Below are 25,994 nucleotides of genomic sequence, written 5' to 3' on the forward strand. Positions count from 1 at the left end.
GTTCACAGGATTATCGACAGCCTCATCCTTTCAATACTTGCAGCAAGACATGCAGATCGTGGTTCAACTCGTTTTCCTTGGTACGCAGGCTGTCGATGGTCTTCACCGCATGAATGACCGTCGTGTGGTCGCGCCCCCCGAAGGCATCGCCGATCTCCGGGAAGCTGTGCGAGGTTACTTCGCGGCATAGCCACATCGCCGCCTGACGCGGACGGGCAATGGCGCGCGTCCGCTTCTTGGAGAACAGGTCAGCGACCTTGATCTTGTAGTAATCGGCAACCGTTTTCTGGATGTTGTCGATGCCGACGTTGCGCACCGAGCCGATGACATCCTTCAGCGCTTCCTTGGCCAGGTCCAGCGCAATGGCGCGGCCATGGAAGGACGAATAGGCCAGTACCTTCTTCAAGGCCCCTTCCAGCTCGCGCACATTGGAGCGCAGATGCTTGGCAATGAAGAAAGCGACTTCGTCGTCGAGCTGGATACCTTCCGCCTCGGCCTTCTTCTTCAGAATGGCGACGCGCATCTCCAGTTCCGGCGGCTCGATCTGCACGGTCAGGCCCCAATCGAAGCGGGTGACCAGCCGGTCGTCCAGGCCGTTGATGTCCTTCGGATAGGTATCGCAGGTGATGATGATTTGCTTGCGCGCCTCGATCAGTGCGTTGAACAGGAAGAAGAACTCCTCCTGTGAACGGTTCTTGCCGTTGAAGAACTGCACGTCGTCGAGCAGCAGCACATCGAGCGAGCGGTACATGCGCTTGAAAGTGTCGAACGATTTCTGCTGGTAGGCACGCACGACGTCGGAGTAATAGTCCTCGGCATGCACATAGCGGACGACCTTTTCCGGATTTTCGGCAAGGATGGTATTGCCGATAGCGTGGATCAGGTGGGTCTTGCCGAGGCCGGCGCCGCCGTAGATGAACAACGGGTTATAGGCGCCACCCGGATTGTGGGCGACCTGCACGGCCGCCGCGCGCGCCAGATCGTTGGCCTTGCCAACGACAAGATTGTCAAAGGTGAAGGTTGGGAACAGGCGCGACTTTTCGTAGTTGTTCTTGCGCGTCCCCGGTTTTTCCTGGGCGCTGCCCTTGCGTTCGACCGGGCCGCTCGGCTTGGCAGGCTTGCTTTCAATGGTTTCGGCTGTTGCCTCGACACGGGCCGGGGCGACCTTGCCTGAACCGATGACCAAGGCAATGGTGACTGGGCCTGAAAAAAAGTTGCGGCTGTAATCTTCGATACGCGATAGATAGCGATCACGTACCCACTTCAGAATAAATCCGTTGGGCGCGATCAGGCGCAAACCATTTTCCAGGGCCGTGGTTTCACCTTCGAGCCGAAGCGGCCTGATCCAGGTGTTGAATTGCTGCGCGGGCAGTTCCTGCTCGAAGCGTTGCAAACAGGATTCCCAAAAACCGGCCATTGACGAAAACACTCCTCCCCGCGCATTCGAGCAATGACTCGATGGCGGTTATTAGATATATGATTTATTTGCAATTTTCTGGATACGCCAAAAACCGGTCCGGTTGCTGACGAACGGGCAATTTTACCCGCCCTCAAACAAGTTATCCACAGCTTTGAAAAATAATTGATCTTGACAAACCCCCTGCCAACGGAGTCTAATCGCGTGTTTTTCTTAGCACATCAAGGGATTACGACATGAAACGCACGTATCAACCGTCGGTCGTGCGCCGCAAGCGCACCCATGGCTTCCTGGTCCGTTCGCGCACCAAGGGCGGCCGTGCCGTTCTCGCCGCTCGCCGCGCCAAGGGCCGCAAGCGTCTGGCTGTTTAAGCCGGACACGGCGAGGTGAATCAAAGCTTCGCCAGACGCTATCGCCTGACCAAAACGGATGAATTTTCATCCGTTTTTGGTTTCAGGAGGGCGATTCGTGGCAAATGGCTGATGTTGCACTACCAGCCACGTGCCGAAGGCAATACCGAAGCGCGCCTGGGTCTGGTCGTCGGCAAGAAGCAATTGAAGCGGGCGGTAGACCGCAATCGTGTCAAGCGCATTGTTCGTGAACAGTTCCGCTTGCGTTGCTCCTCATTGCCGGCCGTCGATCTGGTCGTTCGGCTTGCTACAAAACCGTCCCCGCTTGATGGCAAAATGCTGGCCGATGATTTCCTCGTTCTGCTCGACAAGCTGCAAAGACCCCGGCCAAAGCGGGAAACATCATGAGGCGTCTGTTGATCGGCCTGGTCCGCATCTACCAATATGCGATCAGCCCCTTCCTCGGACGACGTTGCCGCTATTTTCCTAGCTGTTCGGAATATACGGTGGAAGCAGTACAGAAATACGGCGCCATCCGCGGCGGCTGGTTGGGTGCAAAACGCATCTGCCGCTGTCACCCGTGGCATCCCGGCGGGTATGATCCCGTACCCTGACGAACAATTTTTTGTAGGCAGTTCATGGACACTCGACGCCTTATTCTGGTTCTGATCTTCACCTTCTCCAGCTTCATGCTGTGGGAAAACTGGCAGAAGCACAACCAGCCGAAACCTGCCGTGGAAACCGCATCGGCCAATCAGGCCGCCAGTGGCGCCCCCACTCCCTCTGCCGCATTGCAAGGCAAGGCAGCTCCGCCGACCCCGGCCGCCGCTACGCCGGCTCCCACTGCCGAAACCTTCACGATCAGCACCGATCTGCTTAAGGTGACCATTTCCGCCCAAGGTGGTGATCTGGTCAGCCTGGAACTGCTGAAATACAAGGAACACGACAATAAGGACAAGAATTTCGTCCTGTTCGATGCCAAGCATCACTACATGGCCCAGGCTGGCCTGATTGGCGAAGGCTTGCCAACTCACCGCACGATTTTCAAGCGCGTTGCCGGAGCATCGGAGCTGACCGAAGGCAGCAATGAACTCAAGGTTCGCCTCGAAGCCGAGCAGAACGGCGTCAAGGTTGCCAAGATTCTGACCTTCAAGCGCGGTTCCTACTTGATTGACGTCAACTGGGAAATCGCCAACAACGGCGATAAGGCAATCGCCCCGCATGCCTACTTCCAACTACAGCGCAACGATGTTTCGCCCGCTGGCGAAACGGCCATGGTGTCCACCTTCACCGGGCCGGCTGTGTACACCGAAGCCGACAAGTACCAGAAGGTCGAGTTCAGCGCGATTGCCGACAACAAGGCCAAGTTTGCCAAGACGGCCGACAACGGCTGGCTGGCCATGGTTCAGCACTACTTCGTCGCCGCTCTGGTGCCGAAGGACAAGACCCAGCGCGAGTTCTACATGCGCAAGCTCGAAGGCGGCAACATTTTCCAGGCCGGTGTGATCGTTCCGGTCGCCGAAATCGCGCCAGGCGCCAAGGGCGAAACCTCGATCGGCCTTTATGCCGGCCCGCAGGAGCAGTCTTCCCTCAAGCAGGTTGCCAACGGTCTCGACCTGGTGGTCGACTACGGCTGGCTGACCGTCGTTGCCGCGCCGATCTTCTGGGCGCTGGAAGCCATCCACAAGTTGGTCGGCAACTGGGGCTGGGCGATCGTGATCCTGACTATCGGGATCAAGGCCGTGTTCTATCCGCTATCCGCTGCGTCGTACAAGTCGATGGCCAAGATGAAGGTGCTCACGCCGCGCCTGATGCAGCTCAAGGAACGTTTCGGCGACGATAAGCAGCGCCTGAATCAGGAGATGATGAAGCTGTATCAGACAGAGAAGGTCAATCCGCTCGGTGGCTGCCTGCCCATCCTGGTTCAGATTCCGGTCTTCATCGCACTGTACTGGGTTCTGCTCGGTGCTGTGGAAATGCGCGACGCACCGTGGATCGGCTGGATCACCGACCTGGCCTCGGCCGACCCCTACTACATCCTGCCGGTCATCATGATGGTGTCGATGTTCGTGCAGACCAAGCTGAACCCGACGCCGCCGGACCCGATCCAGGCCAAGGTCATGATGATGATGCCGCTGATCTTCGGCGTGATGTTCTTCTGGTTCCCGGCCGGTCTGGTCCTCTACTGGGTGGTCAACAACGTGCTGTCCATCGCCCAGCAGTGGCAGATCACCCGCATGATCGACGCCGGCGGCAAGGCCGCCAACGATGCGAAAGCCTAAGGTGTGAATAAAGGCACCATCGCCGCCATCGCCACGGCCCCCGGCCGTGGGGGTGTCGGCGTCATCCGCATCTCGGGCAGCAATTTGCTGCCCTTTGCTTTTGCGCTGACCGGAAAGACGCCTCGGCCGCGCTACGCGACGCTGGCCGACTTCCGGGCCGCCGACGGCAGCAGCATCGATACCGGCCTGCTGCTCTACTTCCAGAATCCGCAATCGTTTACCGGTGAAGACGTGCTCGAATTGCAGGGTCACGGTGGCCCGGTAGTCATGCAGATGCTGCTTGCCCGCTGTCTTGATCTTGGTGCCCGTTTGGCCGAGCCCGGCGAATTCAGTCGTCGCGCCTTCCTCAACGGCAAGATGGACCTTGCCCAGGCCGAAGCCGTTGCCGACCTGATCGACGCCGCCACTGCCAGCGCCGCACGTTCGGCAGTGCGTTCGCTGCAGGGCGAGTTCTCACGTGCCATCGGCGACTTAAACGAAGAACTGATCAATCTGCGCATGCTGGTCGAGGCAACACTCGATTTTCCCGAAGAAGACATCGATTTCCTGAAGGCCGCCGATGCCTTCGGGCGTCTTGAGCGTCTGCAACTGAAACTGGCCGAAATTTTCGACCGGGCGGGGCAAGGCAAACTGCTGCAATCAGGCCTGCACGTCGTTCTGGCGGGGCAGCCCAACGTCGGCAAGTCATCCCTGCTCAATCGCCTGGCTGGTGACGACCTGGCCATCGTCACGCCGATTGCCGGTACCACGCGCGATGCCCTGCGCTCGACTATCCAGATCGAAGGCATTCCGTTGCATATCATCGATACAGCCGGTTTACGCGAAACCGACGACGAGGTCGAGCGTATTGGTATCGAGCGCAGTTGGAAGGAAATCGAACGCTCCGATGTCGTTCTTCTCCTGGTTGATGCGCGAACGGGTGTCACCGATACGGACCGGGAAATCCTGAAACGGCTACCGAAAACCTTGCAACGGATTACCCTCTACAACAAGATCGATCTCGCCGACCGTGAAGCAGAAAGACACGACGAAGCAGATGGCGTGGCGATTTCCCTGTCAGCCAAGGCTAATCAAGGCATCGATTTGCTGCGTCGAGAGTTGTTGAGAATCGCCGGCTGGCATCAGGCCGAAGATGTGTTCATCGCCCGTGAACGCCATCTGCGCGCCCTCGCCATGGCGCAGGAACATGTTGCTGCGGCTCGGAGCGTCGTCGAAGGCATCCTTCCGGCGCTTGAAATTTTTGCCGAGGAACTCCGCTTGGCTCAACATGCACTCGGGGAAATTACCGGCGAATTTACTGCTGATGACCTGCTGGGCGTCATTTTTAGCCGTTTCTGCATCGGAAAATAAGTACCGTCCAGACTGTCAATAAAGCTGTGAACAAGTTGTCCAGGTAATGTGGGTAAATCAGGTTTTCCGGAATTTCCAAAAACTATCCCGATTTCATCCACAGGCAATCCAGAGGGTTTACCGAGCCCGATTTTTCAATACAACTATATGATTTTAAAAGTAAAAATAGTTTTATCCACAGAGTTGTCGTCGATATATTCTCAGTAGTAACTGTTTACACAGTTTTAATATGTAAACCCCAAGGAAACGCCTGCTGGCTTATTGCAGCGAACTACGTTCGTCTTCAAGGTGCTTTCGATGCACGATTGCATTGGTCACCTCTTTGCTGAGCGTTTCGGGGTCCGGCAACTGATTGGGACGATAGACAATCAGCGGAATACCCAGGCTTTGCAAGGCACGCCGTTTTTCTTCCTCTGGCGAATTTTGTCCGCCGTCGTTGCCAAGCCAGGCCAGGTCGATCGCCGCCATAATTCTGAAATCGCTGCCACAAACAACGAAATCAACCCCTCTGCCCAGCATCGTACTCAATTTTCGGGCTTCCCGACGACCTCTCAATTGCGCCAGTTGGGCCACACCAACCTGAGCGAATATCAGCATCCTGGGCATGGCTTCGCATAGACGGAAATAGAGAATCTGTTCAGCATCGTTAAGGAGGCGATACGGCTTTTGTATCGGCGCATCGCCAGCGCGCGTTTGAGGACCAAACTCAAGCGTTGACATGGGCCATACGGGATTTCTGGAGCGTGTGACGGGAGGCATCAAGGATTCTTCTCTTTTACCGTCAGGCGAATACCGGTCGCGACCTCGCAGCAGCACATAGACCAGAATGGCTGATGCGATGAGGATGGCAACGATCAACAGATCCATGAGTACACGATCGATAATTCGGCAACCAGTATGATGGCATAAATTTTTTGCCCGGGTTATGCAAATGTTTTTGCGGAAAGCGATTTCTCCCGGAGAGAGCGATGGCGTCTTCGATCACGGGATATCCACCGGAGTGAGGAAGCGGTGTATTGATGGCATCGCGTTGTTGAACTGCTGAAGAGCAGGACATTTCTAATAAAATCCAGCCACTTCGTCCGGGGAAGGTTCATGCGCGTCACACTTGTTCATCCTGCTGGTTTCAATTTTGTGCCAGGACAACCCGATTTTTCAGTACTGGCCAACCGAATGCCGCCCATCGGCATCATGCAACTGGCTTCGTGGCTGGAAAAATTTGGTCATTCGGTGCAACTACACGATTGTCTCGGACCCTACGCTCCGCCGACCACGGCAGAGAATGCCGAAATCGTGCTGGCGACTGATCCCGAGATGGTTGGCTTTTCGGCCACGACATCCGGTTTCATGGACGCATTCGAAATTGCTGCTTACATCCGTGAGCGGCGTCCGGATATCCGGATCGTTTTCGGCAATGTGCATGTTTCCTCGCTTGGCGCGCCTATTCTGGAAAAGTTTCCGGAAATCGATTGCCTGATCATGGGCGAGGGCGAAGGTGCCATGCTCGAACTGGCTGACGGCAAACCGATGGCTGAAATCGGCAACCTGATCTGGCGCAACGAAGCCGACTGCATCATCGTTAATCCCCGGCGCAACCGCATTGTCGACCTCGATGAACTCCCCTTCCCGGCCTACGAAAAGCTGGCTGGCTTCCCGCACGACTACCATCTACCGCTCTTTGCCTACGAAAAGAAGCATGGCGCGACGATGATCACCTCGCGCGGCTGTCCCTACACCTGTTCCTTCTGCGACCGCACCGTATTCGAACGCCAATACAAGACCAATTCGCCGCAATACATCTACGATCACATGAAGTACTTGCGGGACAGGTTCGGCGTGTGGCACATCAACATGTACGACGATCTGTTTACCGCCAAGAAACAGCGCGTCTTCGACCTGTGCGCATTGCTGATCGAAAAACCGCTCGGCATGCAATTCAATTGTGCCATCCGGGCCGGGCATACCTCCGATGAAATGCTCATCCAGTTGAAGAAAGCCGGTGCATTGATGGTATCGATCGGTATCGAGTCAGCCGACCCGATGATGATGGAGCGTCACAAGGCAGGTGTCACACTGGATGCGGTACGCGATACGGTGCGGCAGATTCACGCGGCCGGCTTGCGCGCCAAGGGCCTGTTCATTTTCGGCATGCCGGGCGAGACGCCGGACACCGTGCGCACGACCAGCGACTTCATCCTCTCGCTCGGCCTCGATGAAATGAACATGACCAAATTCAGCCCCTTGCACGGCGCGCCGATCTGGGACGAATGCGTCAACGACCCGACCGGCGATTTCATCGAGGACTGGCGCCTGATGAATTGCCTGAATTTCGTCTACAAGCCGGAAGGTTTTGAGACGCGCGAGGAAATGGATGCGCTGTACAACTGGCACATCAAGCGTTTCTATGACAGCAAGGGTTACCGCCGACGCTTTGCCAGACGCCTGTGGCAGCACCGCTGGAGCCTGTGGCACATTCTCAAGCACCTGCCGGAAACCATCGCCGCTGCGCGCTACTTCAGCTCCAACAAGGAGCAGCTGGAAAAGGCCAAGCGCGAATTCAAGCTGCATCCGCGTCAGCCGGTCGGACTCAAGCCGCAACTGTCAACGGATCTGCAGATCGACAACATCGTGTCGATGTCCGGAATCAAGATGAAACGGCGCGACGCCGCCAAGCTTATTATTCCGGTCGTCTACGAAGGCAATGCGTGCGGCACGCCGTCGCCCGTGACGGCAGCGGTATAATTGCCGGTCTTTCGTACAGGAATGGGGACCGGTGATGAAGGAATTCGCGAAATTCGGAAGCGTCCGTCTGCTGGTTGCCTGCTTCGGCATGGCACTCGCGCTGGCGGCCTGCAAGAGCAACGAAAGCAAACCGGAAGAAGGTAAACCGGCCACTGCTGCATCCGAACCTGCGAAGAAGGAATCCGGGATTCGCAACGGCTATGCCTGCTGCAACCTGCACTATTCCGGCGACTGGATCAGCGATTCGAATCTGGCTCAACTGCCCTTCATCGCGGCCGGTACGCCGATCAGTGTCAAGAAGATCGACGGCTACCGGGTCTACGCCGAGGTCGACGGCAAGCCGATGCGCCTGGGACATGACTACGGCCGGGCCGAGGAAACGACCGAGCAATGGGTGGGCAAGATCGTCGTACTCGACGACCCCAAGCCGAAAATCGCCAAATTCGCACCAGCCGTGCGCAACGCCATCGCCAAGGGCCAGCTGATGAAAGGAATGACCAAGGAACAGGTCATCATGTCGGTCGGTCACCCGCAGACCAACGAGAATCCGAAACTGGACGGTCCGTACTGGCGTTACTGGTGGTCGAGCTTCGGCCCGTACTACGTGTATTGGGCCAAGGGAACGGTCAGCAAGATCGAAGGCCATTCCGAAACCGTGGGTTACATGACCTACAAAGGCAAGTAAGCATTCTTCGCCGCCGCAGAGATCGATAGAAGGTTGTAATCATGGAACAGCAGGCACAGACGATTGAACGTCGGCAATGCGACGTGCTGGTCATTGGCGGCGGACCGGCGGGGACGACGGTGGCACCGATGCTGGCAGAAAAAGGCCATCGGGTGGTGATCCTGGAAAAAGCGCACCACCCGCGCTTTCACATTGGCGAGTCCCTCTTGCCGGCCAACCTGCCGCTGTTCGAACGCATGGGCATCGCCGACGAGGTGAAGGCCATCGGGATGCACAAGCCGGGCGCCGAGTTCGTCTCGCCAAACCACGACCAGTCGTCGGTTTTCTGGTTTGCCGAGGCCTGGAACAAGTCGATGCCGCACGCTTACCAGGTCAAGCGCGACCAGTTCGATACCATCCTGATCCGCAACGCGGCGCGCAAGGGGGTCGAGGTCCACGAAGGCTGCAAGGCAAAGGCGGTGGAATCCAGCCCGACAACTCGGTCATCATCCGCGCCCAGCACGACGACGGCCGTGAAACCGAATGGCACGCCCGTTTCCTGGTCGATGCCTCGGGGCGCGATACCTTCCTGGCCAACCGTTTCCAGATCAAGCACCGCAATCCGAAGCACAACAGCTCGGCAATCTACGGCCATTTCACCGGCGCCCGCCGCAATCCGGGGCAGGAAGCCGGCAATATCACCATCTTCTGGTTTGATCACGGCTGGTTCTGGTTCATTCCGATGCAGAACGATATCACCAGCATCGGCATGGTGACCTGGCCGTACTACATGAAGACCAAGGGTGAGCGCAGCCTCGAACAATTTCTGCGTGACGGCATCGCCATGTGCCCGAAACTGACCGAGCGCCTGACCGACGCAAAGCTGATCAACGAGGTCGAAGCGACCGGCAACTTCTCCTACGTCTCGGAGCGCAATCACGGCGACAACTACGTCATGCTCGGCGACGCCTATGCCTTCATTGATCCCGTGTTCTCGTCCGGCGTGTTGCTGGCCATGAATAGCGGCGTCATTGCTGCCGAAGCGATCGATACCTGCCTGAAGACGCCGGCCAAGGCACCTGCTGCATTGAAGAAGTTCGATACCCTGATGAAACACGGGCCGAAGGAATTTTCGTGGTTCATCTATCGGGTGACCAATCCGATCATGCGTGATTTTTTCATGGGGCCGCGCAATCTGTTCCGGACCAAGGAAGCCGTGCTGTCCATGCTGGCTGGTGACATTTTTGGCAAGACGCCGATCTGGTCGTCGATCCGGGCCTTCAAGATGCTCTACTACATCGCCAACATTACCCAGCCGAAGCGTGCCTTCATGGGCTGGAAACGTCGCAAGTTCAATATTCGCAAGGTCGACGACAACGTCGTCTATAACGCCTGACAATGCTTCGATTTGTCTCATCAGCCTCTGAGGTTTCACGTGAAACCAGCGGAGAATTGGGTGGCGCCGTGGTCGGCGAACCATCGAGCGGTGTCCTGCCTGCCTGGCCGGTACAACGGATTTTCGCGCCCCTGCTCGGTTCCACATCGGCGGTTATCCATGAAACCTGGCTGACCGATCTACCGGTGCAGACGGGCTGCAGCGAAGACATCGACTGGCGTCGGGCCGACGGTGTGCTCTATGGGGTCGTCGCGCTGAACGAGGCCGATTTTCCGGCGGTGCCCGGTAGTTCTCCATTGCAGGCGGCAAGCGCCGAGGCCTATCGCCGGATTTTCCGGCTGCTCGACGAGCAAGGCATGCCGCATCTGTGGCGGGTATGGAATTACCTGGCCAACATCAACCTGGAAACCGGCGGCCTGGAGCGTTATCGGCAGTTCAACATCGGCCGCCAGGACGCCTTCATCGAATGCCAGCGGGGGGCTACCGGCAACGTGCCGGCAGCCTGTGCCATCGGCTTGACCGGCGGCTCGTTGAACATCGCCTTCATGGCCGGTACGATGCCGGCCGTTCCGGTCGAAAATCCGCGTCAGGTTAGTGCCTACAACTATCCCGCCGACTACGGTCCGCGTAGCCCGACCTTCTCGCGTGCTGTGCTGGTCCATCCCGAAGGACAGGAAATACTGTTCATCTCTGGCACGGCAAGCATCGTCGGCCATCAGACGGTACATCCCGGCGATGTCGTCGGGCAGACGCGCGAATCCATGGCCAACATTGGCGCAGTGGTCGGCGAGGCCGCTCGCCTGTGCCGCTCGCCGGCCTTTGCCCTGGGCGAACTGTCGTACCGCGTTTACGTTCGCCACGCCCGGGACTTCCACAAGGTTCGCGATACGCTGAGGCCGCTGATCGGCGACGCCGAGGTCGTCTATCTGCAGGCCGACATCTGCCGGCATGACTTGTTGCTCGAAATCGAGGCCTTTGCCTCACACGCGCTGGAGAACTGAAATGGCCATGAAGCGTTTTGCAGGCAACTGGAACTGGGCGGTTGCGGCCGTGCTGGGCCTGGCAGGCACGGCACAGGCCGCCGAAGACAAGCCGCTGTGGGAATTGGGCGCCGGCGTCGCCGCGTTCAGCTTTCCCTCCTACCGTGGTTCGGACCAGACTAACAATTTCCTGATGCCGGTACCGCATTTCACCTATCACGGCGATTTCCTGAAGGCCGACCGCCATGGCATCCGCGGCAGTTTCTTCGATTCTGACCGCATCGACCTGACGGTGTCCGCCGCCCTGTCGCCGCCGGCGAATAGCGACGATATCGCCGCACGCAGCGGCATGCCCGATCTCAAGGCAACGTTCGAGATCGGCCCGCAGATCGACCTGACCCTGTGGCGCTCGGCGAACCGGGCCCGTTTCGTCAAGCTGCTGCTGCCTCTGCGCGCAGCCTTCACGGTCGAGGGCTCGCCCAAGGATATCGGCTGGGTTTTTCATCCCAAGCTGAACGTGGACGTCACCGACATTCCCGGCATGGCCGGCTGGAACCTCGGCCTGCTCGCCGGCCCGCTGTTCGGCGACAAGCGCCAGCACGCCTACTATTACGCGGTGGCACCACAATATGCGACCGCCGCGCGACCGGCCTACGAGGCGGGTTCCGGCTATGCCGGCATGCAATATTTGGCTGCCGTCTCCAAGCGCTTCCCGAAATACTGGGTCGGCGCCTTCGTCCGTTATGACAACCTGAGCGGCGCTACTTTTGAAAACAGCCCGCTGGTGCGTCAGAAAGACTATGTTGCCGGCGGCATCGCCATCACCTGGATTCTTGGAGAATCGTCGACCCGCGTTAAGGTCGATGACTGATCGCCATCGTTCCGGCAATCCGCTGTGGATTGCCTACGAAACCCTCGCCATGGTCGTCGGCCTGGGCACGCTGGCGCTCATCTGCCTCGGCTGGTTGCCCTTCGCGCTGATCTTCAAGCCCCTGCTGCCCCAGGCCTGGGGCCAGCCGATCGGGCGCGGCTTCATTTCCAACGGCTTCCGCTTTTACCTGCGCATCCTTGAAATCTTTTGTGCCTGCCGCTTTGATCTGCAGGAACTCGACAAACTGCGCGATGCCGGGCCGTTGATCGTTGCTGCCAATCACCCGTCGCTGCTCGACGCGGTGATGATCGTTTCCCGCCTGCCCAATGCTGTCTGCGTCATGAAGGCTTCGTTGATGGACAACCTGCTGTTCGGTGCCGCCGCCCGCCTGGCGCGCTACATTCGCAACGATGCACCGCTCGAGATGATCCTCAATTCGCGTCAGGCCCTGCAGGACGGCGCCCGCCTGGTGATCTTTCCGGAAGGCACGCGAACCGGGAATTTCCCGCTCGATCCCTGCTCGCCGAGCACCGGCCTGGTTGCCAACCGCGCCAAGGTGCCGGTGCAGACCGTGTTGATCGAATTCTCGACGCCCTATCTGGGCAAGGCCTGGCCGCTTCTCCGCCGCCCGACTCTGCCGCTGCGTTGCCGTATCCGTTTGGGTCGGCGCTTCGATCCGCCGAGCAATGTCCAAACCTTCACGGCGGAGATCGAAGCCTATTTCCGTAGCGAACTGGGCAAAACGGCTGCCTCCCCGGCCTCCTCCGTTCAAGTATCCGCCTGAGTCCTTTCATGCCGTCCCCCTCGTCGACCCATCTTGTTCTGATTCCCAGCTACAACCCCGGCCCCGGGGTGCTCGACACGGTGCGCGCCGCCCGGGCGCAGTGGGCGCCGGTATGGGTCGTCGTCGACGGCAGTACCGACGGTACGGCCGAGCTACTCCAGGCGCTGGCAGCCGGCGACGAGGGGCTGACGGTCATCGTACTGCCCGAGAATCGCGGCAAGGGGTCGGCGGTGCTCGAAGGCATCAGCCGGGCCGCAGCGCAGGGTTATACCCACGCGCTGACCATGGATTCCGACGGCCAGCACCCGGCGGACCTGATCCCGGCCTTCATGGCTGCCTCGCAGGCCGAAGCGCAGAAGATGGTGCTCGGCAAGCCGGTCTTCGGTCCCGAGGCCCCGGCCCTGCGTGTCAATGGCCGCAAGGTGTCGAACGGCTGGGCCAACCTGGAAACCCTGTGGATGGGCATCGGCGATTCGCTGTATGGTTTTCGCGTGTATCCCATCGCTCCGTTGATCAAGATCATGCGGGCCAACCGCTTCATGCGCCGTTTCGATTTCGACCCCGAGGCCGTGGTCCGGCTCTGCTGGGCCGGCGTTCGCCCGATCAACATCGACGCGCCGGTACGCTATCTGTCCGCCGAGGAAGGCGGCGTCTCGCACTTCAAATACCTGCGCGACAACACGCTGCTGACCTGGATGCACACCCGCCTGTTCATCGGCTTCGTGCTCCGCCTGCCAATGCTCCTCGTCCGTTACCTGAGATCCTGACGAGATGCATCTCCTCCGGTTCGCAACTCAGCCCTGATGCTGGGCCCCGAAGTCATGGAAGCCTTGCGCCGTTTTGCCGCCCGTTACCTGATCGCCGATGCCGTGCCGCTGTCGGCGCGCGAACGCTGGATCAGCGCGCTGGCCGGTTGTCTGGGCATCCTGCTCATGCAGGGCATCCTGGCCGTGCTGCCGGCCGGGGCGAATGTCGCCTACCTGCTCGCACCGCTCGGCGCCAGCACGGTGATCCTGTTCGCCCTGCCGCACAGCCCGCTGGCCCAGCCGTGGTCGTTGGCCGGAGGGTTGCTCATCTCCGCGCTGGTCGGCTACGGTGTCGGCCTGTGGGTACAGCCGGCCTGGCTGGCGATCGGGCTCGCCCTCGGATTGGCCATCTGGCTAACCGCCCTGCTCCGCTGCCTGCATCCGCCGGGTGGAGCGATGGCCGTGGTCTTCGCCGTTGCCGTCCAGCAGCACACGGTGTCGCTGCTCACCGCGCTGCTCAATACCGTCGCTGCGCTGATTGCCGTGCTGGCTATCAACAACCTGCTGCCCGGCCGGCGCTATCCACAATGCGTGCCGGTGCGTCAGGCAACGACCAGACCGCCACGGCGCAGCATCCGCCACGACGATCTGCAGTACGCACTGGAAAAGCTCGACACCTATCTCGATGTCAGCGAAGACGATTTGGTCAGCATCTACGACCTGGCGACGGCACATGCGCATCGCCGGCACGAACGGCGGACCTGCGGTGAAGTGATGTCGACGCCGGCCTTGTCCGTCACCTTTGCCACCGAATTGAACGAGGCCTGGGCGCTGATGCAGGAGCATCACTTGCACGGCCTGCCGGTAGTCGATCCGGCCCACCGGGTGATCGGCGTACTGACCCTGGAGAACTACCTGCGCCATGTCGTTCCCGACAACGGCCAGAGCATCGGCGAGAACATCCGTCGGCTACTGCGGCCGACGCCGAGCGCCTATTCCGACAAACCGGAAGTAGTTGGCCAGATCATGAGCCTGCGCTTCGCTACGGCATCGGTTTCAACACCGCTTGGCGACATGCTGTCCCTGCTGTCCAGCCAGGACCATCCGGTCATCGTGCCGGTGGTCGATACCGAGCGGCGCCTGGCCGGTGTCTTGACGCAGACCGATTTACTGGCGGCGTTCTATCACCGCCAGGCGGCATCGGCTGCCCGCCACTGAGGATTTCATGAATACCAGCGAAATTTTCCTGATCGCGATGGCGATCATTTTCACCGTACCCTACCTGATCTGGCGCCTCGGCAAGACCGACTATTTCGCGCCGCTGGTCGTCGTCCAGATCATCACCGGCATCCTGCTCGGGCCGGGCATCCTCGGCAAGGCATTCCCCGACTACTATGCCTTCGTCTTCAATCCGGCCGTGATCCAGTCACTGAACGGCATCGCCTGGTGGGCGGTCATGCTGTTCGTGATGATCGCCGGGGTCGAGCTCGACCTGAAAAAGGCTTGGGCGCATCGCCGGGAAAGCGGCATCACCGCCGGGCTGGCGCTGGGCGTCCCGCTGCTCTTCGGCTGCGCGGCGGCAACGCTGATGCTCGGTTTCGACGGTTGGATGGGGCCGAAGGCACTGACCTGGCAGTTCGTCGTCGGTGTCGGCATGGCCTGCGCGGTGACCGCACTGCCCATCCTGATCCTGCTCATGGAAAAACTGGACGTGTTGCGCCAGCCCATCGGCCAGCGCATCCTGCGTTACGCCAGCCTGGACGACATCGCCATCTGGGGCGTTCTGGCCTTGATCCTGATGGATTGGGAGCGCATCGGGCGCCAGGGCGCCTTCCTGGTCGGCTTCGGCATCGCCGCCTGGCTGTTCCACAAGCTGATGGCGCGCCTGCTTGAGCGCGACCGCTGGTATGTCGCGCTGATCTGGTTGGCCGTCGTTTCCTTTGCTGCCGACTGGGCCGGCCTGCATTTCATGGTCGGCGCCTTCCTCGCCGGGGCGAGCATGGAGGCCGCATGGTTCGATCAGGAAAAGATGGACCTGCTGCGCCATCACGTGCTGCTCGTCATCATGCCGGTCTTCTTCCTGTCCACCGGTCTGCGCACCAACTGGAATGTCGGCGGATCGGCCGTCTTCATTGCCGCCGCCCTGCTCCTGCTGGCGTCGATCGTCGGCAAGCTGCTGGGCGTTCGTCTCGCTGGCCGCATCCTCAACTGGGCGCCGGGCGAGGCGCGCATCATCGGCTGGCTGCTGCAGACCAAGGCGCTGATCATGATCATTTTCGCCAACATCCTGCTCGACAAGCAGATCATCACCAGCGAAACCTTTACCGCCCTGCTGCTGATGGCGGTGGCCAGCACCATGCTCACCGTGCCGATGGTGGCGCCGCAGCTGGCCCGCATGAAATCGCTGGTTCAGCGCGCCGCCTGAGGAGACAGCCATGGTCTACGTTTCGACCTATTCCGCGCAAGCGCCTTCGCGCGACGACATCGATAGCCGCAGCGGCCCGGCGTTGCTCGAATTCGGCGCTGACTGGTGCGGTCATTGCCAGGCCGCGCAGCCGGCCATTGCCGCCGCCATGACGGCACATTCCGATCTGGCCCACCTCAAGATCGAGGATGGCCCGGGCCGTCGCCTCGGGCGCTCGTATCGGGTCAAACTGTGGCCGACGCTGATCTTCCTGTGCGATGGTCAGGAGGTCGAACGGCTGGTCCGGCCGAGCGCCGAGGCCGAGGTTGCGGCGGCCCTCAGGCGATTGCTGGCCGGCTGAGGATCAGGCCGATGCTCAGGCCGGCTGGCGTTTTTTTCGCCAGGCGTCGAGTTCGGAACGGTCGATCCAGGTTTCCAAGCGGTTGATGTTGCCGGGCAGCTGTTTGCTTTCCCACTGCTCGGTTGCCCAGCGCTTGACGTTGGCGCGGAGGTCGCCGTGTTCGATGGCGTGCGCCAGCTCGATTTCCAGGGCATGCGGGTCACTGCCTGCAGCGCCCAGTGCTAGTGCCGCGTCGTGCAGGGTCAGCATGGATTTCTCGCTCATGATCGTCTCCGTGGCGGTGTTGTGCTGCCAATGTAGCAGATACGCCGCCGCCCCTGCCCCGGTTTGCCCGGATACTTCGGGATTTCAATAATAGCGACGGGCGTTCTCGGCTTCCATCCGGCGCAGGGTCGCCTTGTCCTGGGCCAGTCGGCGTTCGGCTTCGTTCTGGCGCTGCTGTTCCTCGCGCACCTTGCGTTGCTCATCACGCTGCTTTTCGTATTGCGCTGCCGCTTCCTGGCGCTGCAAGTCGCGGGATACCTGTCGTCCGTATTCCTGATCGCGTTCCCGCTCGTATCGGGCGCGACGCTCGTCCTGCTCGCGCTGGCTTTCAGCTTGGCGGGCGGCGTAGCGTTCGCGTTCCAGTCGTTCCCGCTCGCGTTGCGCCTCGATTTCGGCAAGGCGCACCTCGGCGGCGGCCTTCTCCCGTTCAAGCACTGCCTGCTGTGCCAGGTTGGATTGATAGCGAGCGTAGCCGAATCCGCAGGCACCAATCAGGGCGAGCAGCACCAGCAACTTGGCATGCGAACGCGGTTCGCTCATCTGCGCCTGTTCGGCGATGGCCCGGGAGGCCAGTTTTTCGTCGTAGGCTGCCCGCCGTTCGGGATTGGAGAGCGTCGAATAGGCTTCGCGGAGTGCGATCAGCTGGTTGGTGGCATCTTCCCCCTCGCTGCCGCCCTGCAACTCGGCAAACCGGGCGTGCAGGCGGCGGTAGCTGGCGGCGATGCTATCCGGGCTGGCTGTGGCGCTTACTTCGAGCAGATCGTAGAGGTTCTTTTGCATGCTCAATCCTCAACGGCTGCGACGCGGTGTATCGGCGGGACTGGTCGGGCCGGGGAGGATTTGTATGCCGCCCGGCACTGAACGATCATGCCGGGCCTTCCATTCCAGCTCGTTCAGCTGCGCGCTGTTGCGGACATGCGTCGATTCGGCTTGCCGTTGCTGGCTGCGATCGACCTTGTCGTGCTGCTGGTCGACGCGGTTGGCGTTGGGCGCGCACGGGGCATCGGAGATCAGTGTTTTACCGTTCTGCGTGCATTTATAGGTTTCGGCGATGACGCTGCCCGAACAAGCGATCAGCAGCGCCGATCCTGTCAGCCATTTTCCGGCATTCATTATTTTGTGTTTCCCCCAGAGTTACCGGCGCATTCTAGGGATTGAATAATTCCGTGTAAATACGGTGCGCGCTCAGACCATCCCGCCATTGATCGACACGATTTGCCCCGAGATATAGGCCGCGCTGTCCGAGGCGAGAAAGGCGACGAGGTCGGCGACTTCCTCCGGCTTGCCGGCGCGTTTCATCGGTACCAGCTGCTTGATGGTATCGGCGTCGAAGGCGCCTTCGATCATGTCGGTGGCGATGATGCCGGGGGCCACGGCGTTGACCGTAATGCCACGACTGGCCAGCTCCAGCGCCAGCGACTTGCTGGCGGCGTGCAGCGCGCCCTTGGCTGCCGAGTAATTGACCTGGCCGCGATTGCCGGCGATACCGGCTACGGACGAAATGGTGACGATGCGGCCCCAGCGGGTGCGGATCATCGGCAGGGTCAGCGGCTGCGTGACGTTGTAGAAGCCGTTCAGCGACACGGCGATGACCGAATCCCACTGTTCGCCAGACATGCCGGGGAAGACCGCATCGGCATGAATGCCGGCGTTGTTGATCAGAATCTGGATAGGGCCGGCTTCAAGCAGTTTTTCCAGTGACGTAGCCGTGGCGGCGCGATCGGTGACGTCGAAGGCAACAGCCTCGGCGCTACCGCCGGCGGCGTGGATGGCGGCGACGACGGCTTCGGCCTTGTCCAGGCTGCGGTTGGCGTGGACGATGACGTGGTGGCCGTCGGCGGCGAGGCGCCGGCTGATGGCGGCCCCGATGCCGCCGCTGCCGCCGGTGACGAGGGCGCGTTTCATGGCTGTTCCTTGCTCAAAACACTGGCGTCGATGACCACGGCGGCGCGGCCTTCGAGCAGGCAGCGGTCGGCGTGGCTGACGGCAAACTGGTAGAGGATGTTGTTGGCGTCGCCGGACAGGCGCTCGGCACGAACCGTCAATGGTCCCGGCAGGTTGTCGAGGCGGGCAGCGTGCAGGGTCACGCCGCGCACGCTGGTCAGGTAGCCCTGGCGCGGCTGGCCCTCGCTTCCCGCGAGCAATGCACCGTGGATGGCCATGGCCTGGGCCGCGTACTCGATGCCGTTGGCAGCACCGAGGCGACCTCCGGTACGCAGCGGGTTGGCCGGGTCGGTGTGGCTGGTCGCCGCGCAGGTGATAGCCTCGGCCGACCAGTCATGCACCGCATCGAGCAGGCACATGTCGCCCTGGTGCGGGATGTGGGCGGCGATCCAGGCGCGGTCTAGCACGGCTGAATGGCGGCGCCCAGTTGCATCGGCGGCAGGTAGTCGAGGCAGATATCCCCAGCCTCGCCCAGCGCCAGGCGGCGTAGCAGCGGCAAGGCGCGCATGGCCGGGATGGCGGTACGCAGGATTTCCAGCGCGGTATCGGCCAGAGGTTCGGCGGCGGACGCGGTGGGCGAGATGGTGATCCGGGCCAGCGAGCGTTCCGTGCGTTCCGGGGTCAGCAGCAGCCCGACCCCTGCCACGTCCGGCACCGGGCGCTTGGCGAACAGCGGCTCCGGGTACTCGCTGTCGTAGGCGATGAGCAGTGTCGCCTGGCGGTCGAGGACGACCTGGCCCAAGGCGTCGATCAGCCCGGCGCCGAAGCTGGCGTCGTAGGCGCAGAGAACCTGGCACGGCGCCATGGCTCCGGTGGCGATACCCCAGTAGCCGGCGGCGGCATTATGGACGGAATTGTGGAAGCGGGTCGGCGAAATCTGGCGATCCTCGCCGGCCAGCTGCTCGCACAGGGCGTGGCAGTTGTGGCCGTCGGCGCCGGAAGCGGAAAACACGGTGGCCAGTTGTGCCACATCGGCGCCGGCATGCGCGGCGGCTTCGAGGCCGATGGCCAGCGTCAGCTTGACGACGCGGCTGGCCCGGCGGCGTTCGGCCGGCGGCAGGATGGCCGGTGCGGGCAGTATCGACGGCGCATTTTCGTAGGGCTGCTCGCCGCGCAGCACGGCGCGGGCGGTCTGCCAATCCGGCAGGCCGGGGGCGAGGAAGCCGATGCCTTCGATCCAGGCAGTCAGGGGGGTAGTCATGGGGCGACTCCGAGGATCAGGCTGCAGTTGCTGCCGCCGAAGCCGAAGGAATTGGTCAGGGCGCGGCGCACGGTGCCGGGTCTGCCCTGCTTCAGGTAATCGATCGGGATGACCGGGTCGAGGTTCTGCGTACCTGGGCTGCCGGGCAGGAAGCCGTCGGTGATCGCCAGCGCGCAGATGATCGCCTCGACGGCACCGGCGGCGCCCAGCGTGTGGCCGGTGGCGCCCTTGGTCGAGCTGCACGCGACAGTCTGGCCGAAAAGCGCGGCGACCGCTTTGCCTTCGGCGGCATCGTTGGCCGGGGTCGCGGTGCCGTGCAGGTTGATGTAGTCGATATCGGTAATGCCCAGGCCGGCCGAGCGTAGTGCGGCCTCCATGGCCTGCCTGGCGCCCAGCCCTTCCGGGTGCGGCGAGGACATGTGGTAGGCGTCGCTCGATTCGCCAGTGCCGAGCAGCAGTACCGATCCGGCGGCCGGTGTGTTGGCAACCCGGTCGCAGCGTTCAAGCAGCGCGAAGGCGGCGCCCTCGCCGACCGAGATGCCGTTGCGCTCGGCATCGTAGGGGCGGCACGGCTGGGCCGAGGTCAGTTGCAACGAGGCGAAGCCGTACAGCGTGGTCAGGCACAGCGTATCGACGCCGCCGACGATGGCTGCGTCGATGGTGCCGAGTTCGAGCTGGCGGGCGGCGGCGGCGAATACCTTGGCGCTCGACGAACAGGCCGTCGAAATGGCCATCGCCATGCCTTCCAGGCCGAAGTAGTCGCGGGTGAATTCGGCCAGCGAGAAGGAGTTGTGCGTCGTGCGGTAGTGAAAATCGTCGGGCAGCACGCCGGTTTGCGGATCGCGCCGGCGGTAGGCCAGTTCGGTTTGCAGGATGCCGGCCGTGCTGGTGCCGAGGAAGACGCCGACGCGTGTCTTGCCGTAGCGGGCGATGGCCGTGCGCGCGCGGTCGGCGAAGCCGTCGGTCTCCAGCGCCATCCGGGTCAGGCGGTTGTTGCGGCAATCGTAGGCAGCCAGTGCGGCGGGTAGTTTTTCGTCGTCGACACTCGCAACTTCGCCGAGCCAGGTGTCGAGCTGCACCGTTTCGAAAGCGCAAGGGGCCAGCCCGCTGCGGCCGGTGCGCAAGGCTGATCGCGTGGCGTCCAGGCCGCGCCCGAGACAGGTCGTGGCGGTATAGGCGGAAAGTAGCAGCGGAATCACGATTTTGCAGTCTGTATCGGCAAAAGCCGATTTTAGCAGAGGCCCCCGAAAAGCCTCCGTTTGTCATCCGGATGACAATGCCTTGCGGGGGGTGCGACCTAGACTGCGGATTCAAAAAAAACGATTCGAGGAGACAAAATGTTTGCAACCCTGAAACAATGGCTGGCGCTGGCCGCCCTGTCGCTGGCCGCGCTGACCAGCCAAGCCCAGAGCGGGCCGATCCGCCTCGGCCAGTCGTTGCCGCTGAGTGGCCCGCTGGCCGAACTCGGCAGCGAGTACCGCGACGGCATGCTCGCCTATTTCAATGCCCTGAACGCCAAGGGGGGCATCAACGGGCGCCGCGTCGAACTGGTCACCCTGGATGACGGCTATGTTGTCGAGCGCAGCGTCGAGAACGCGAAGAAGCTGCTCGATCAGGAGGACGTTCTTGCCTTCCTCGGCATGTTCGGCTCGGCCAACTACGGCGCCCTGCTGCCGCTGATCAACGAACGGGCCATTCCTTCGCTGGCGCCCTATACCGGCTCCGACGACCTGCGTGCCCAGAAATCGCCGACCACCTTCTGGCTGCGCGCCAGTTATGGCGACGAAACCGAAAAGATCATCGACCAGTTGACTACCTTGGGCATCAACAAGATCGCCGTCTTCTACCAGGACGACGCCTTCGGCAAATCCGGCCTGTCCGGAGTTGAAAAGGCCCTCGCCAAGCGCAACCTGAAAATGGTCGCCGTCGGTACTTTCGACAAGACCAAGAACGACGTGCGCGACGCGGTCAAGGCCATCGGTGCCGCCGACCCGCAAGGCGTCGTCATGATCAGCACCTACAAGCCGACCGCCGCCTTCGTCCGCGAAATGCGTCAGGCCGGCAAGCAATCGCAGTTCTTCGCCCTGTCGGTCGTCGGCTACAAGGCACTGCAGGCCGAAATGGGCCAGTCGGCGGCCGGCATCGCCATCGCCCAGGTTGTGCCCTACCCGTGGAGCGGCGTCACCACCATCGTCCGCGAATTCCAGGCCCTGCCGGCCGAATTCGCCCCGAAGAGCGGTCCGACCTACACCGTCCTCGAAGGCTATATCGCTGCCAAGGTCATGACCGAAGGCCTGCGCCGGGTGGGCCCGCAACTCACCCGTGACAAACTGGTCACCGCTCTCGCCAGCCTGCAGAAATACGACGTCGGCAACTTCATCGTGGACTACAGCAAGAATCGCCTCGGCTCGCACTTCGTCGAAGTCACCATCGTCGGCAGTTCCGGACGGCTGATGCGCTGAGCGATCGACGTTTCACCCTTAACAGACCCGCCAGGAATGACCGGCGGGTCTGTTGTTGCTCATGTCATGCTTCGGCAGTAAGCTCATGAGCATGGTTGATAAGCCCGCCTCTCATCCTCCTGACAGCGCTGTTCGATGGCGCGCCCGCTACTGCCCTCGAAGCCGCCCCGCTCTCATGCGCTCGAGCGCCGAACCGATATGGCATAACAATGCTCGGTCGATATGCTGTAGCGCTTATGGCAAATCACATTCCCGAGCGTGCCCAAGCGAGATCGAGGATTGGTTTTTTTCCATGCCGTACCTGCCAACGAAAATACATGGTGCATAAACACAGAAATTTATCTTTAACCTTACGGCAAGTGCCTTTGGAGCCGCCATGTTCGCCAGCGTAGACGGCGCGAATCGGGGATACACGGCGTTTGCGCCGCATATCTTGGCACCGCGCCATGTTTTCGTGCCATCCATCCCAGGAAATAATCTGTCCACCCAGCCGAAAACCCTTTTAAATAGGCCATCTTCAGCTGAAGCGCTGGACAGGATGGACGGCGGTTTTCCAGAATGGATGGCGAAATCGCCATCGACTTTACGTTAGCCATCTCTTTAGCCTGACACCACCATGAAGAAACAAACCATTTTAGGAATATTGGGTACTTTGGTACTGGGTGCCCTCGGATCCGGATTGTGGGAACTGATTAAGCCAGGAATTTCATTTTTGGGTTCTGCTGCTCTTACGGTTATATCGCTTGGATTTGACAGTGTTGTAAATGACATCTACAGCCGCGTTGGCCGCGCAAACCTTCCAGCCACTTGGGTAAAAGCTACAGCACTTCTAATTCTCGCGCTAATGCTTTATGCCATTACTGGCATCCAGACACTGTGAGGTGCCCCCGGTTTTAGTGCCAAGGGCGTTTTAGTAAAAGTCCTTGGGTTGTACCGTTAAAGACATTCTTCGGCGGCTGGCTGGGCAGAGGTGGTTGCCCGATGCTCGGCCGCGAACTCTGCCGGGGTTTGATAATTCAATGCGCTGTGCGGCCGATGCTGGTTGTAGTCCCGGCGCCAGGCGGCGATCAGGATACGAGCCTGTGGCAAGCTCGTAAACCAATAGTCATTCAGGCACTCATCTCGGAAGCGTCCGTTGAAGCTCTCGATGAACGCGTTCTGCGTGGGTTTCCCGGCCTGGATCAGTTTGAGCTGAACGCCATGCTGGCAGGCCCACTGGTCGAGCGCTTTGCCGGTAAATTCTGGTCCCTGGTCAGTTCGAATGGCCTTGGGGTAGCCCCGGAAGCGAGCCGCCTGATCAAGAACACGCGTAACGTAATGGCCTGAAATGCCGAAGTCGACCGCGAGATCGATGGCCTCCTTGCTGAAATCATCGACGATGGTCAGCACCTTGATCCGGCGGCCATTGGCCAGCGCGTCACTGACAAAATCCATCGACCAAACTTGGTTGGGCTCGGTAGGGCGTTCCAGTGCCTGCCGCTCAACAGCCACACCATGTCGCTTTTTGCGGCGCCGAACTGACAGACCGGCATCACTGTAGAGCCGATAAATCCGTTTGTGATTGGCTCGAACGCCCTCTCGCCGAACCAGCGCATGCAAGCGGCGATAGCCGAACCGGCGGCGCTCGCCGGCCAGTTCGACCAGCCTGGCTTGCAACTGCTCGTTCTCCGGCTGCGCCTTCGATACGTAATGCAGGACCGTGCGTGACAAACCCACCAGCTGGCAGGCACGGCGTTGGGAAATTGCTGTCGCTTTCCGCATCACCATGACTGACTCACGCTTTTGCTGGGGGCTCAGCGCTTTCGGCCCAAGGCCGCTTTGAGAGCTTCGGCATCAAGGATCGATTCGGCCAGTAGGCGTTTGAGCTTGGCGTTCTCGGCTTCCAGTTCCTTCAGGCGCTTCGCATCCGGAACTGACATGCCGCCGAATTTCGCCCGCCAGTTGTAGAACGAGGCGTCACTGAAGCCGTGTTGCCGGCACAGTTCCTTGATCGCCACGCCGGCTTCCGCCTGCTGCAAAAAACCGATGATCTGCTCTTCTGAAAACCGCTTCTTCAAGTCCATTCTCCTTCTCGAAAACGGACTTTACTAAATTGCCGGTGGCACTGATTACGGGGGGCACCTCACAGGCTCTTGATGAGCTTGATGCAGAATCAAAAGGGTTGGTTAGTCCGCGTTTGATCCGGGCTTTGGTGTATTTGGCTCAAGGCGATCTTGAGAAACTGAAGAAGGCCATCGCCTTGGCGAGGACAGATTGGCGAGATGTCCTTCTCCAAGCCGAGTACTCGTATCCGGAAACTGTCCGAGTTCGAGATTTTGATAAAACATTCCATGAGTTGGGTCTGCTTGGGAAGAAGCAGCTCAGCCAAAATTAAAGAGGCAAGGCCAAGGCTGTGCGGCAAATTTCGCCTAACAATTCCGTCGAGAGGGACCGCCCACAAGCTGCGCTTGTGGGTTTCCTTCGCGGCTTCGCCGCTACGGCGGCCCCTCACGTCAAACGTTAGGCATCCATGTCCGATATCAACTCAATTCGTGCTGCCATTGACTCGCAAGACATTGATGCGTTGTGGCCCGCTTTGGCGAAGGTTAGCAAGCGCGAGAGCGCTCCATTTCTCGCAGAAATATTGCTAGCGGAATGGCATGAATCACACGAGGACATCGTTTTTGAATTGGGTCTTATCGGTGAGCCAAGCACAACCGACGCCATTGCCAAGGCAGCGGAAACAACCTTCGGATATCTGGTTGAGTGGGACAATCTCCACGCATTTCAGCGTAAGTGCGCTTATGCGTTGGCCCGAATTGGTAGTTCTGAATCTCGCGTAGCACTTGAGGCTCTTGCGAAGCACGCAGACCCACACTTGAGCAAGTACGGCAAAGAAGGGCTGGAGCATTGGCCGCTGCCATACAGGGAGGGAGAATATGCCTAACAATTCCGTCGAGAGGGACGTCCGCAAGCTGCGCTTGCGGTTCCCTTCGCCTGCGGCTCCGGCCGCCCCTCACGTCAAACGTTGGGCGTCATGAGAACCACGGAGTTTGTCGCCTTTGTCGGATTAGCGGGGCTGCTGTTCCTGTACAAGCAGGGAGTGTCTTCCGGTACGGTAACCGCTGTTGCAGTCATTGCTGCTCTTGCCGCTATTCCTTGGTACTTCGGTACACGCAATCGCTCCACTGAGCCGAGCCGATCTGAGCGTTTCTTTGCGACCCTTTGGGTATGGTTTCGGCGAGTCGTTGGCGTATGTGCTGGAGTGATTTTTCTCTGGGCCGGCTGGGGAATCGCACATTCACGCGCAAATCTATTCGCTGGTATCACTATCGCAAGCCTAGGTTTGTTTTGCTTCTACATCGGCATAGTCGGCCAAGGAAGAAATCGCGCCGACTGGCGCGATGATCTTGCACTTCATCAGAGCAACAAGCAGCGTTATAAGTGGTGGCTCTAGTTGTGACATCCAACATCCCAGTCAAACCGCGCCTTGCAGGTGCTTGGACGTGCAGCAAGCGGCACGCCATTTACTTTGCACGTTGAGCCCCATGGCGTCCCTGATCACTGTTCGCTATCTTCATGACGATGTGCTCCGTTGGCGAACGCATACCGAGCATCAGGAAACGCTCTTTCTGAATTTCCTATTGCCATCGATCGCGCAACACCTGCCAAAATCTGATGGCGATCTGTCCTTCCTTGAAGAGTCATTCGGCACTTGGGCGGAAGATGAATTGCTTCTGTTGGGGTATGTGAGTTGAGAGGTGGTTCCGCGAATCCGGACATCGAGTTAAGTGAAA

General features: G+C 60.4%; 32 protein-coding genes and 1 pseudogene. 23 read left to right on the forward strand and 10 right to left on the reverse strand.

Annotated elements, in window-relative coordinates; all coding sequences use genetic code 11:
* Positions 1–22: 22 nt before the first annotated feature.
* Positions 23–1,417, reverse strand: a complete 1,395-nt coding sequence (gene dnaA / locus AB6Q56_RS18885) for a chromosomal replication initiator protein DnaA (RefSeq protein ID WP_434514577.1) — start codon at positions 1,415–1,417, stop codon at positions 23–25.
* Between the two features lie 236 nt (positions 1,418–1,653).
* Between dnaA and rpmH the strand changes: the two genes are divergently transcribed.
* From rpmH to mnmE, 5 genes are read left to right on the forward strand one after another with little or no spacing between them, the layout of a single operon-like run.
* Positions 1,654–1,788: a 50S ribosomal protein L34 gene (rpmH, locus tag AB6Q56_RS18890; RefSeq protein WP_027457001.1), complete on the forward strand. Its 135-nt coding sequence runs from the start codon at positions 1,654–1,656 to the stop codon at positions 1,786–1,788.
* Between the two features lie 15 nt (positions 1,789–1,803).
* Positions 1,804–2,175, forward strand: coding sequence for a ribonuclease P protein component (gene rnpA / locus AB6Q56_RS18895; protein WP_434514578.1), 372 nt, complete (start codon positions 1,804–1,806; stop codon positions 2,173–2,175).
* Complete coding sequence (yidD, locus tag AB6Q56_RS18900; protein WP_434514579.1) at positions 2,172–2,381, forward strand: membrane protein insertion efficiency factor YidD; 210 nt, start codon at positions 2,172–2,174, stop codon at positions 2,379–2,381. Before rnpA ends, yidD begins: the two co-directional genes overlap by 4 nt.
* Before the next feature lie 24 nt (positions 2,382–2,405).
* Positions 2,406–4,049, forward strand: coding sequence for a membrane protein insertase YidC (gene yidC, locus AB6Q56_RS18905; protein ID WP_434514580.1), 1,644 nt, complete (start codon positions 2,406–2,408; stop codon positions 4,047–4,049).
* Between the two features lie 3 nt (positions 4,050–4,052).
* Entirely contained in the window at positions 4,053–5,399 is a 1,347-nt protein-coding gene (mnmE, locus tag AB6Q56_RS18910; RefSeq protein ID WP_434514581.1) for a tRNA uridine-5-carboxymethylaminomethyl(34) synthesis GTPase MnmE, read from the forward strand.
* Between the two features lie 258 nt (positions 5,400–5,657).
* Here the strand turns inward: mnmE and AB6Q56_RS18915 are convergent, their stop codons facing one another.
* Positions 5,658–6,266 carry a DUF2726 domain-containing protein gene (locus AB6Q56_RS18915; protein WP_434514582.1) on the reverse strand — a complete coding sequence of 203 codons (609 nt, stop codon included), beginning with the start codon at positions 6,264–6,266 and terminating at the stop codon, positions 5,658–5,660.
* Positions 6,267–6,494: 228 nt separating this feature from the next.
* Here AB6Q56_RS18915 and AB6Q56_RS18920 point away from each other — a divergent pair, with 228 nt between their 5' ends.
* From AB6Q56_RS18920 to AB6Q56_RS18970, 11 genes and pseudogenes are all read left to right on the forward strand, one after another.
* Positions 6,495–8,141 carry a B12-binding domain-containing radical SAM protein gene (locus tag AB6Q56_RS18920; RefSeq protein ID WP_434514583.1) on the forward strand — a complete coding sequence of 549 codons (1,647 nt, stop codon included), beginning with the start codon at positions 6,495–6,497 and terminating at the stop codon, positions 8,139–8,141.
* A gap of 34 nt (positions 8,142–8,175) precedes the next feature.
* Entirely contained in the window at positions 8,176–8,826 is a 651-nt protein-coding gene (locus AB6Q56_RS18925) for a hypothetical protein (protein ID WP_434517179.1), read from the forward strand.
* A 128-nt stretch (positions 8,827–8,954) separates the two neighbouring features.
* Positions 8,955–9,236, forward strand: a pseudogene (locus AB6Q56_RS18930) (NAD(P)/FAD-dependent oxidoreductase); the annotation flags it as partial.
* A gap of 128 nt (positions 9,237–9,364) precedes the next feature.
* Complete coding sequence (locus AB6Q56_RS18935; RefSeq protein ID WP_434517180.1) at positions 9,365–10,201, forward strand: NAD(P)/FAD-dependent oxidoreductase; 837 nt, start codon at positions 9,365–9,367, stop codon at positions 10,199–10,201.
* A 68-nt stretch (positions 10,202–10,269) separates the two neighbouring features.
* Positions 10,270–11,202, forward strand: coding sequence for a hypothetical protein (locus tag AB6Q56_RS18940; RefSeq protein ID WP_434514584.1), 933 nt, complete (start codon positions 10,270–10,272; stop codon positions 11,200–11,202).
* A 1-nt stretch (position 11,203) separates the two neighbouring features.
* A complete protein-coding gene (locus tag AB6Q56_RS18945) occupies positions 11,204–12,052 on the forward strand; it encodes a MipA/OmpV family protein (protein ID WP_434514585.1) in 849 nt (282 codons plus the stop codon).
* On the forward strand, positions 12,045–12,836 hold the full coding sequence (locus AB6Q56_RS18950; protein ID WP_434514586.1) for a lysophospholipid acyltransferase family protein: 792 nt from the start codon (positions 12,045–12,047) through the stop codon (positions 12,834–12,836). Before AB6Q56_RS18945 ends, AB6Q56_RS18950 begins: the two co-directional genes overlap by 8 nt.
* Positions 12,837–12,844: 8 nt before the next feature.
* Positions 12,845–13,603 carry a glycosyltransferase family 2 protein gene (locus AB6Q56_RS18955; protein ID WP_434514587.1) on the forward strand — a complete coding sequence of 253 codons (759 nt, stop codon included), beginning with the start codon at positions 12,845–12,847 and terminating at the stop codon, positions 13,601–13,603.
* A 36-nt stretch (positions 13,604–13,639) separates the two neighbouring features.
* The gene (locus tag AB6Q56_RS18960) at positions 13,640–14,800 is read left to right on the forward strand and encodes an HPP family protein (RefSeq protein ID WP_434514588.1); all 1,161 of its coding nucleotides are present in this window, start codon (positions 13,640–13,642) and stop codon (positions 14,798–14,800) included.
* Positions 14,801–14,807: 7 nt separating this feature from the next.
* Positions 14,808–16,007, forward strand: a complete 1,200-nt coding sequence (locus AB6Q56_RS18965; RefSeq protein ID WP_434514589.1) for a cation:proton antiporter — start codon at positions 14,808–14,810, stop codon at positions 16,005–16,007.
* Positions 16,008–16,017: 10 nt separating this feature from the next.
* A complete protein-coding gene (locus AB6Q56_RS18970; RefSeq protein WP_434514590.1) occupies positions 16,018–16,347 on the forward strand; it encodes a thioredoxin family protein in 330 nt (109 codons plus the stop codon).
* Positions 16,348–16,362: 15 nt separating this feature from the next.
* On the opposite strand, the gene AB6Q56_RS18975 is transcribed toward AB6Q56_RS18970, so the two are convergent.
* The 7 genes from AB6Q56_RS18975 to AB6Q56_RS19005 all read right to left on the reverse strand — a co-directional run bounded on the left by AB6Q56_RS18975 (position 16,363) and on the right by AB6Q56_RS19005 (position 20,955).
* A complete protein-coding gene (locus AB6Q56_RS18975; RefSeq protein WP_434514591.1) occupies positions 16,363–16,611 on the reverse strand; it encodes a hypothetical protein in 249 nt (82 codons plus the stop codon).
* 84 nt (positions 16,612–16,695) lie between these two features.
* Positions 16,696–17,391: a J domain-containing protein gene (locus AB6Q56_RS18980; RefSeq protein WP_434514592.1), complete on the reverse strand. Its 696-nt coding sequence runs from the start codon at positions 17,389–17,391 to the stop codon at positions 16,696–16,698.
* Positions 17,392–17,400: 9 nt separating this feature from the next.
* The gene (locus AB6Q56_RS18985) at positions 17,401–17,724 is read right to left on the reverse strand and encodes a hypothetical protein (protein WP_434514593.1); all 324 of its coding nucleotides are present in this window, start codon (positions 17,722–17,724) and stop codon (positions 17,401–17,403) included.
* Positions 17,725–17,796: 72 nt separating this feature from the next.
* Complete coding sequence (fabG, locus tag AB6Q56_RS18990; protein ID WP_434514594.1) at positions 17,797–18,516, reverse strand: 3-oxoacyl-ACP reductase FabG; 720 nt, start codon at positions 18,514–18,516, stop codon at positions 17,797–17,799.
* Positions 18,513–18,962 (reverse strand): 3-hydroxylacyl-ACP dehydratase, encoded by a 450-nt coding sequence (locus AB6Q56_RS18995; RefSeq protein ID WP_434514595.1) that lies wholly within the window; start codon positions 18,960–18,962, stop codon positions 18,513–18,515. Before AB6Q56_RS18995 ends, fabG begins: the two co-directional genes overlap by 4 nt.
* Complete coding sequence (locus AB6Q56_RS19000) at positions 18,956–19,756, reverse strand: beta-ketoacyl synthase chain length factor (protein WP_434514596.1); 801 nt, start codon at positions 19,754–19,756, stop codon at positions 18,956–18,958. Before AB6Q56_RS19000 ends, AB6Q56_RS18995 begins: the two co-directional genes overlap by 7 nt.
* On the reverse strand, positions 19,753–20,955 hold the full coding sequence (locus tag AB6Q56_RS19005) for a beta-ketoacyl-[acyl-carrier-protein] synthase family protein (RefSeq protein WP_434514597.1): 1,203 nt from the start codon (positions 20,953–20,955) through the stop codon (positions 19,753–19,755). The genes AB6Q56_RS19000 and AB6Q56_RS19005 overlap by 4 nt, the downstream gene beginning before the upstream one ends.
* Positions 20,956–21,093: 138 nt before the next feature.
* Between AB6Q56_RS19005 and AB6Q56_RS19010 the strand changes: the two genes are divergently transcribed.
* The 3 genes from AB6Q56_RS19010 (at position 21,094) to AB6Q56_RS19020 (ending at position 23,098) form a co-directional block, all read left to right on the forward strand.
* Entirely contained in the window at positions 21,094–22,218 is a 1,125-nt protein-coding gene (locus AB6Q56_RS19010; RefSeq protein WP_434514598.1) for an ABC transporter substrate-binding protein, read from the forward strand.
* A gap of 376 nt (positions 22,219–22,594) precedes the next feature.
* The gene (locus AB6Q56_RS19015) at positions 22,595–22,810 is read left to right on the forward strand and encodes a hypothetical protein (protein WP_434514599.1); all 216 of its coding nucleotides are present in this window, start codon (positions 22,595–22,597) and stop codon (positions 22,808–22,810) included.
* Positions 22,811–22,834: 24 nt separating this feature from the next.
* Positions 22,835–23,098, forward strand: a complete 264-nt coding sequence (locus AB6Q56_RS19020; RefSeq protein ID WP_434514600.1) for a hypothetical protein — start codon at positions 22,835–22,837, stop codon at positions 23,096–23,098.
* Between the two features lie 56 nt (positions 23,099–23,154).
* Here AB6Q56_RS19020 and AB6Q56_RS19025 read toward each other — a convergent pair.
* A protein-coding gene (locus AB6Q56_RS19025; RefSeq protein ID WP_434517116.1) for an IS3 family transposase occupies positions 23,155–24,275 on the reverse strand; the annotation gives its coding sequence in 2 pieces (ribosomal slippage) (positions 23,155–24,026 and positions 24,026–24,275; 1,122 coding nt in all).
* A gap of 41 nt (positions 24,276–24,316) precedes the next feature.
* Here AB6Q56_RS19025 and AB6Q56_RS19030 point away from each other — a divergent pair.
* The 4 genes from AB6Q56_RS19030 (at position 24,317) to AB6Q56_RS19045 (ending at position 25,955) form a co-directional block, all read left to right on the forward strand.
* Positions 24,317–24,592, forward strand: a complete 276-nt coding sequence (locus AB6Q56_RS19030) for a hypothetical protein (RefSeq protein ID WP_434514601.1) — start codon at positions 24,317–24,319, stop codon at positions 24,590–24,592.
* A gap of 135 nt (positions 24,593–24,727) precedes the next feature.
* Entirely contained in the window at positions 24,728–25,144 is a 417-nt protein-coding gene (locus tag AB6Q56_RS19035; protein ID WP_434514602.1) for a hypothetical protein, read from the forward strand.
* A 90-nt stretch (positions 25,145–25,234) separates the two neighbouring features.
* Entirely contained in the window at positions 25,235–25,654 is a 420-nt protein-coding gene (locus AB6Q56_RS19040) for a hypothetical protein (protein WP_434514603.1), read from the forward strand.
* A gap of 91 nt (positions 25,655–25,745) precedes the next feature.
* On the forward strand, positions 25,746–25,955 hold the full coding sequence (locus AB6Q56_RS19045) for a hypothetical protein (RefSeq protein WP_434514604.1): 210 nt from the start codon (positions 25,746–25,748) through the stop codon (positions 25,953–25,955).
* Positions 25,956–25,994: the final 39 nt, after the last annotated feature.

It is taken from the genome of Dechloromonas sp. ARDL1, assembly GCF_051122455.1.
Lineage (GTDB): Bacteria > Pseudomonadota > Gammaproteobacteria > Burkholderiales > Rhodocyclaceae > Azonexus.

Bases quoted from the DNA above. Each gene is read 5' to 3' on its own strand.
- dnaA (WP_434514577.1), bottom strand. From the start codon at position 1,417: ATGGCCGGTTTTTGGGAATCCTGTTTGCAACGCTTCGAGCAGGAACTG.
- rpmH (WP_027457001.1), top strand. From the start codon at position 1,654: ATGAAACGCACGTATCAACCGTCGGTCGTGCGCCGCAAGCGCACCCAT.
- yidD (WP_434514579.1), top strand. From the start codon at position 2,172: ATGAGGCGTCTGTTGATCGGCCTGGTCCGCATCTACCAATATGCGATC.
- yidC (WP_434514580.1), top strand. From the start codon at position 2,406: ATGGACACTCGACGCCTTATTCTGGTTCTGATCTTCACCTTCTCCAGC.
- AB6Q56_RS18915 (WP_434514582.1), bottom strand. From the start codon at position 6,266: ATGGATCTGTTGATCGTTGCCATCCTCATCGCATCAGCCATTCTGGTC.
- AB6Q56_RS18920 (WP_434514583.1), top strand. From the start codon at position 6,495: ATGCGCGTCACACTTGTTCATCCTGCTGGTTTCAATTTTGTGCCAGGA.
- AB6Q56_RS18925 (WP_434517179.1), top strand. From the start codon at position 8,176: ATGAAGGAATTCGCGAAATTCGGAAGCGTCCGTCTGCTGGTTGCCTGC.
- AB6Q56_RS18945 (WP_434514585.1), top strand. From the start codon at position 11,204: ATGGCCATGAAGCGTTTTGCAGGCAACTGGAACTGGGCGGTTGCGGCC.
- AB6Q56_RS18950 (WP_434514586.1), top strand. From the start codon at position 12,045: ATGACTGATCGCCATCGTTCCGGCAATCCGCTGTGGATTGCCTACGAA.
- AB6Q56_RS18955 (WP_434514587.1), top strand. From the start codon at position 12,845: ATGCCGTCCCCCTCGTCGACCCATCTTGTTCTGATTCCCAGCTACAAC.
- AB6Q56_RS18960 (WP_434514588.1), top strand. From the start codon at position 13,640: ATGCTGGGCCCCGAAGTCATGGAAGCCTTGCGCCGTTTTGCCGCCCGT.
- AB6Q56_RS18965 (WP_434514589.1), top strand. From the start codon at position 14,808: ATGAATACCAGCGAAATTTTCCTGATCGCGATGGCGATCATTTTCACC.
- AB6Q56_RS18970 (WP_434514590.1), top strand. From the start codon at position 16,018: ATGGTCTACGTTTCGACCTATTCCGCGCAAGCGCCTTCGCGCGACGAC.
- AB6Q56_RS18975 (WP_434514591.1), bottom strand. From the start codon at position 16,611: ATGAGCGAGAAATCCATGCTGACCCTGCACGACGCGGCACTAGCACTG.
- AB6Q56_RS18980 (WP_434514592.1), bottom strand. From the start codon at position 17,391: ATGCAAAAGAACCTCTACGATCTGCTCGAAGTAAGCGCCACAGCCAGC.
- AB6Q56_RS18985 (WP_434514593.1), bottom strand. From the start codon at position 17,724: ATGAATGCCGGAAAATGGCTGACAGGATCGGCGCTGCTGATCGCTTGT.
- fabG (WP_434514594.1), bottom strand. From the start codon at position 18,516: ATGAAACGCGCCCTCGTCACCGGCGGCAGCGGCGGCATCGGGGCCGCC.
- AB6Q56_RS19000 (WP_434514596.1), bottom strand. From the start codon at position 19,756: ATGACTACCCCCCTGACTGCCTGGATCGAAGGCATCGGCTTCCTCGCC.
- AB6Q56_RS19010 (WP_434514598.1), top strand. From the start codon at position 21,094: ATGTTTGCAACCCTGAAACAATGGCTGGCGCTGGCCGCCCTGTCGCTG.
- AB6Q56_RS19015 (WP_434514599.1), top strand. From the start codon at position 22,595: ATGTTCGCCAGCGTAGACGGCGCGAATCGGGGATACACGGCGTTTGCG.
- AB6Q56_RS19020 (WP_434514600.1), top strand. From the start codon at position 22,835: ATGAAGAAACAAACCATTTTAGGAATATTGGGTACTTTGGTACTGGGT.
- AB6Q56_RS19035 (WP_434514602.1), top strand. From the start codon at position 24,728: ATGTCCGATATCAACTCAATTCGTGCTGCCATTGACTCGCAAGACATT.
- AB6Q56_RS19040 (WP_434514603.1), top strand. From the start codon at position 25,235: ATGAGAACCACGGAGTTTGTCGCCTTTGTCGGATTAGCGGGGCTGCTG.
- AB6Q56_RS19045 (WP_434514604.1), top strand. From the start codon at position 25,746: ATGGCGTCCCTGATCACTGTTCGCTATCTTCATGACGATGTGCTCCGT.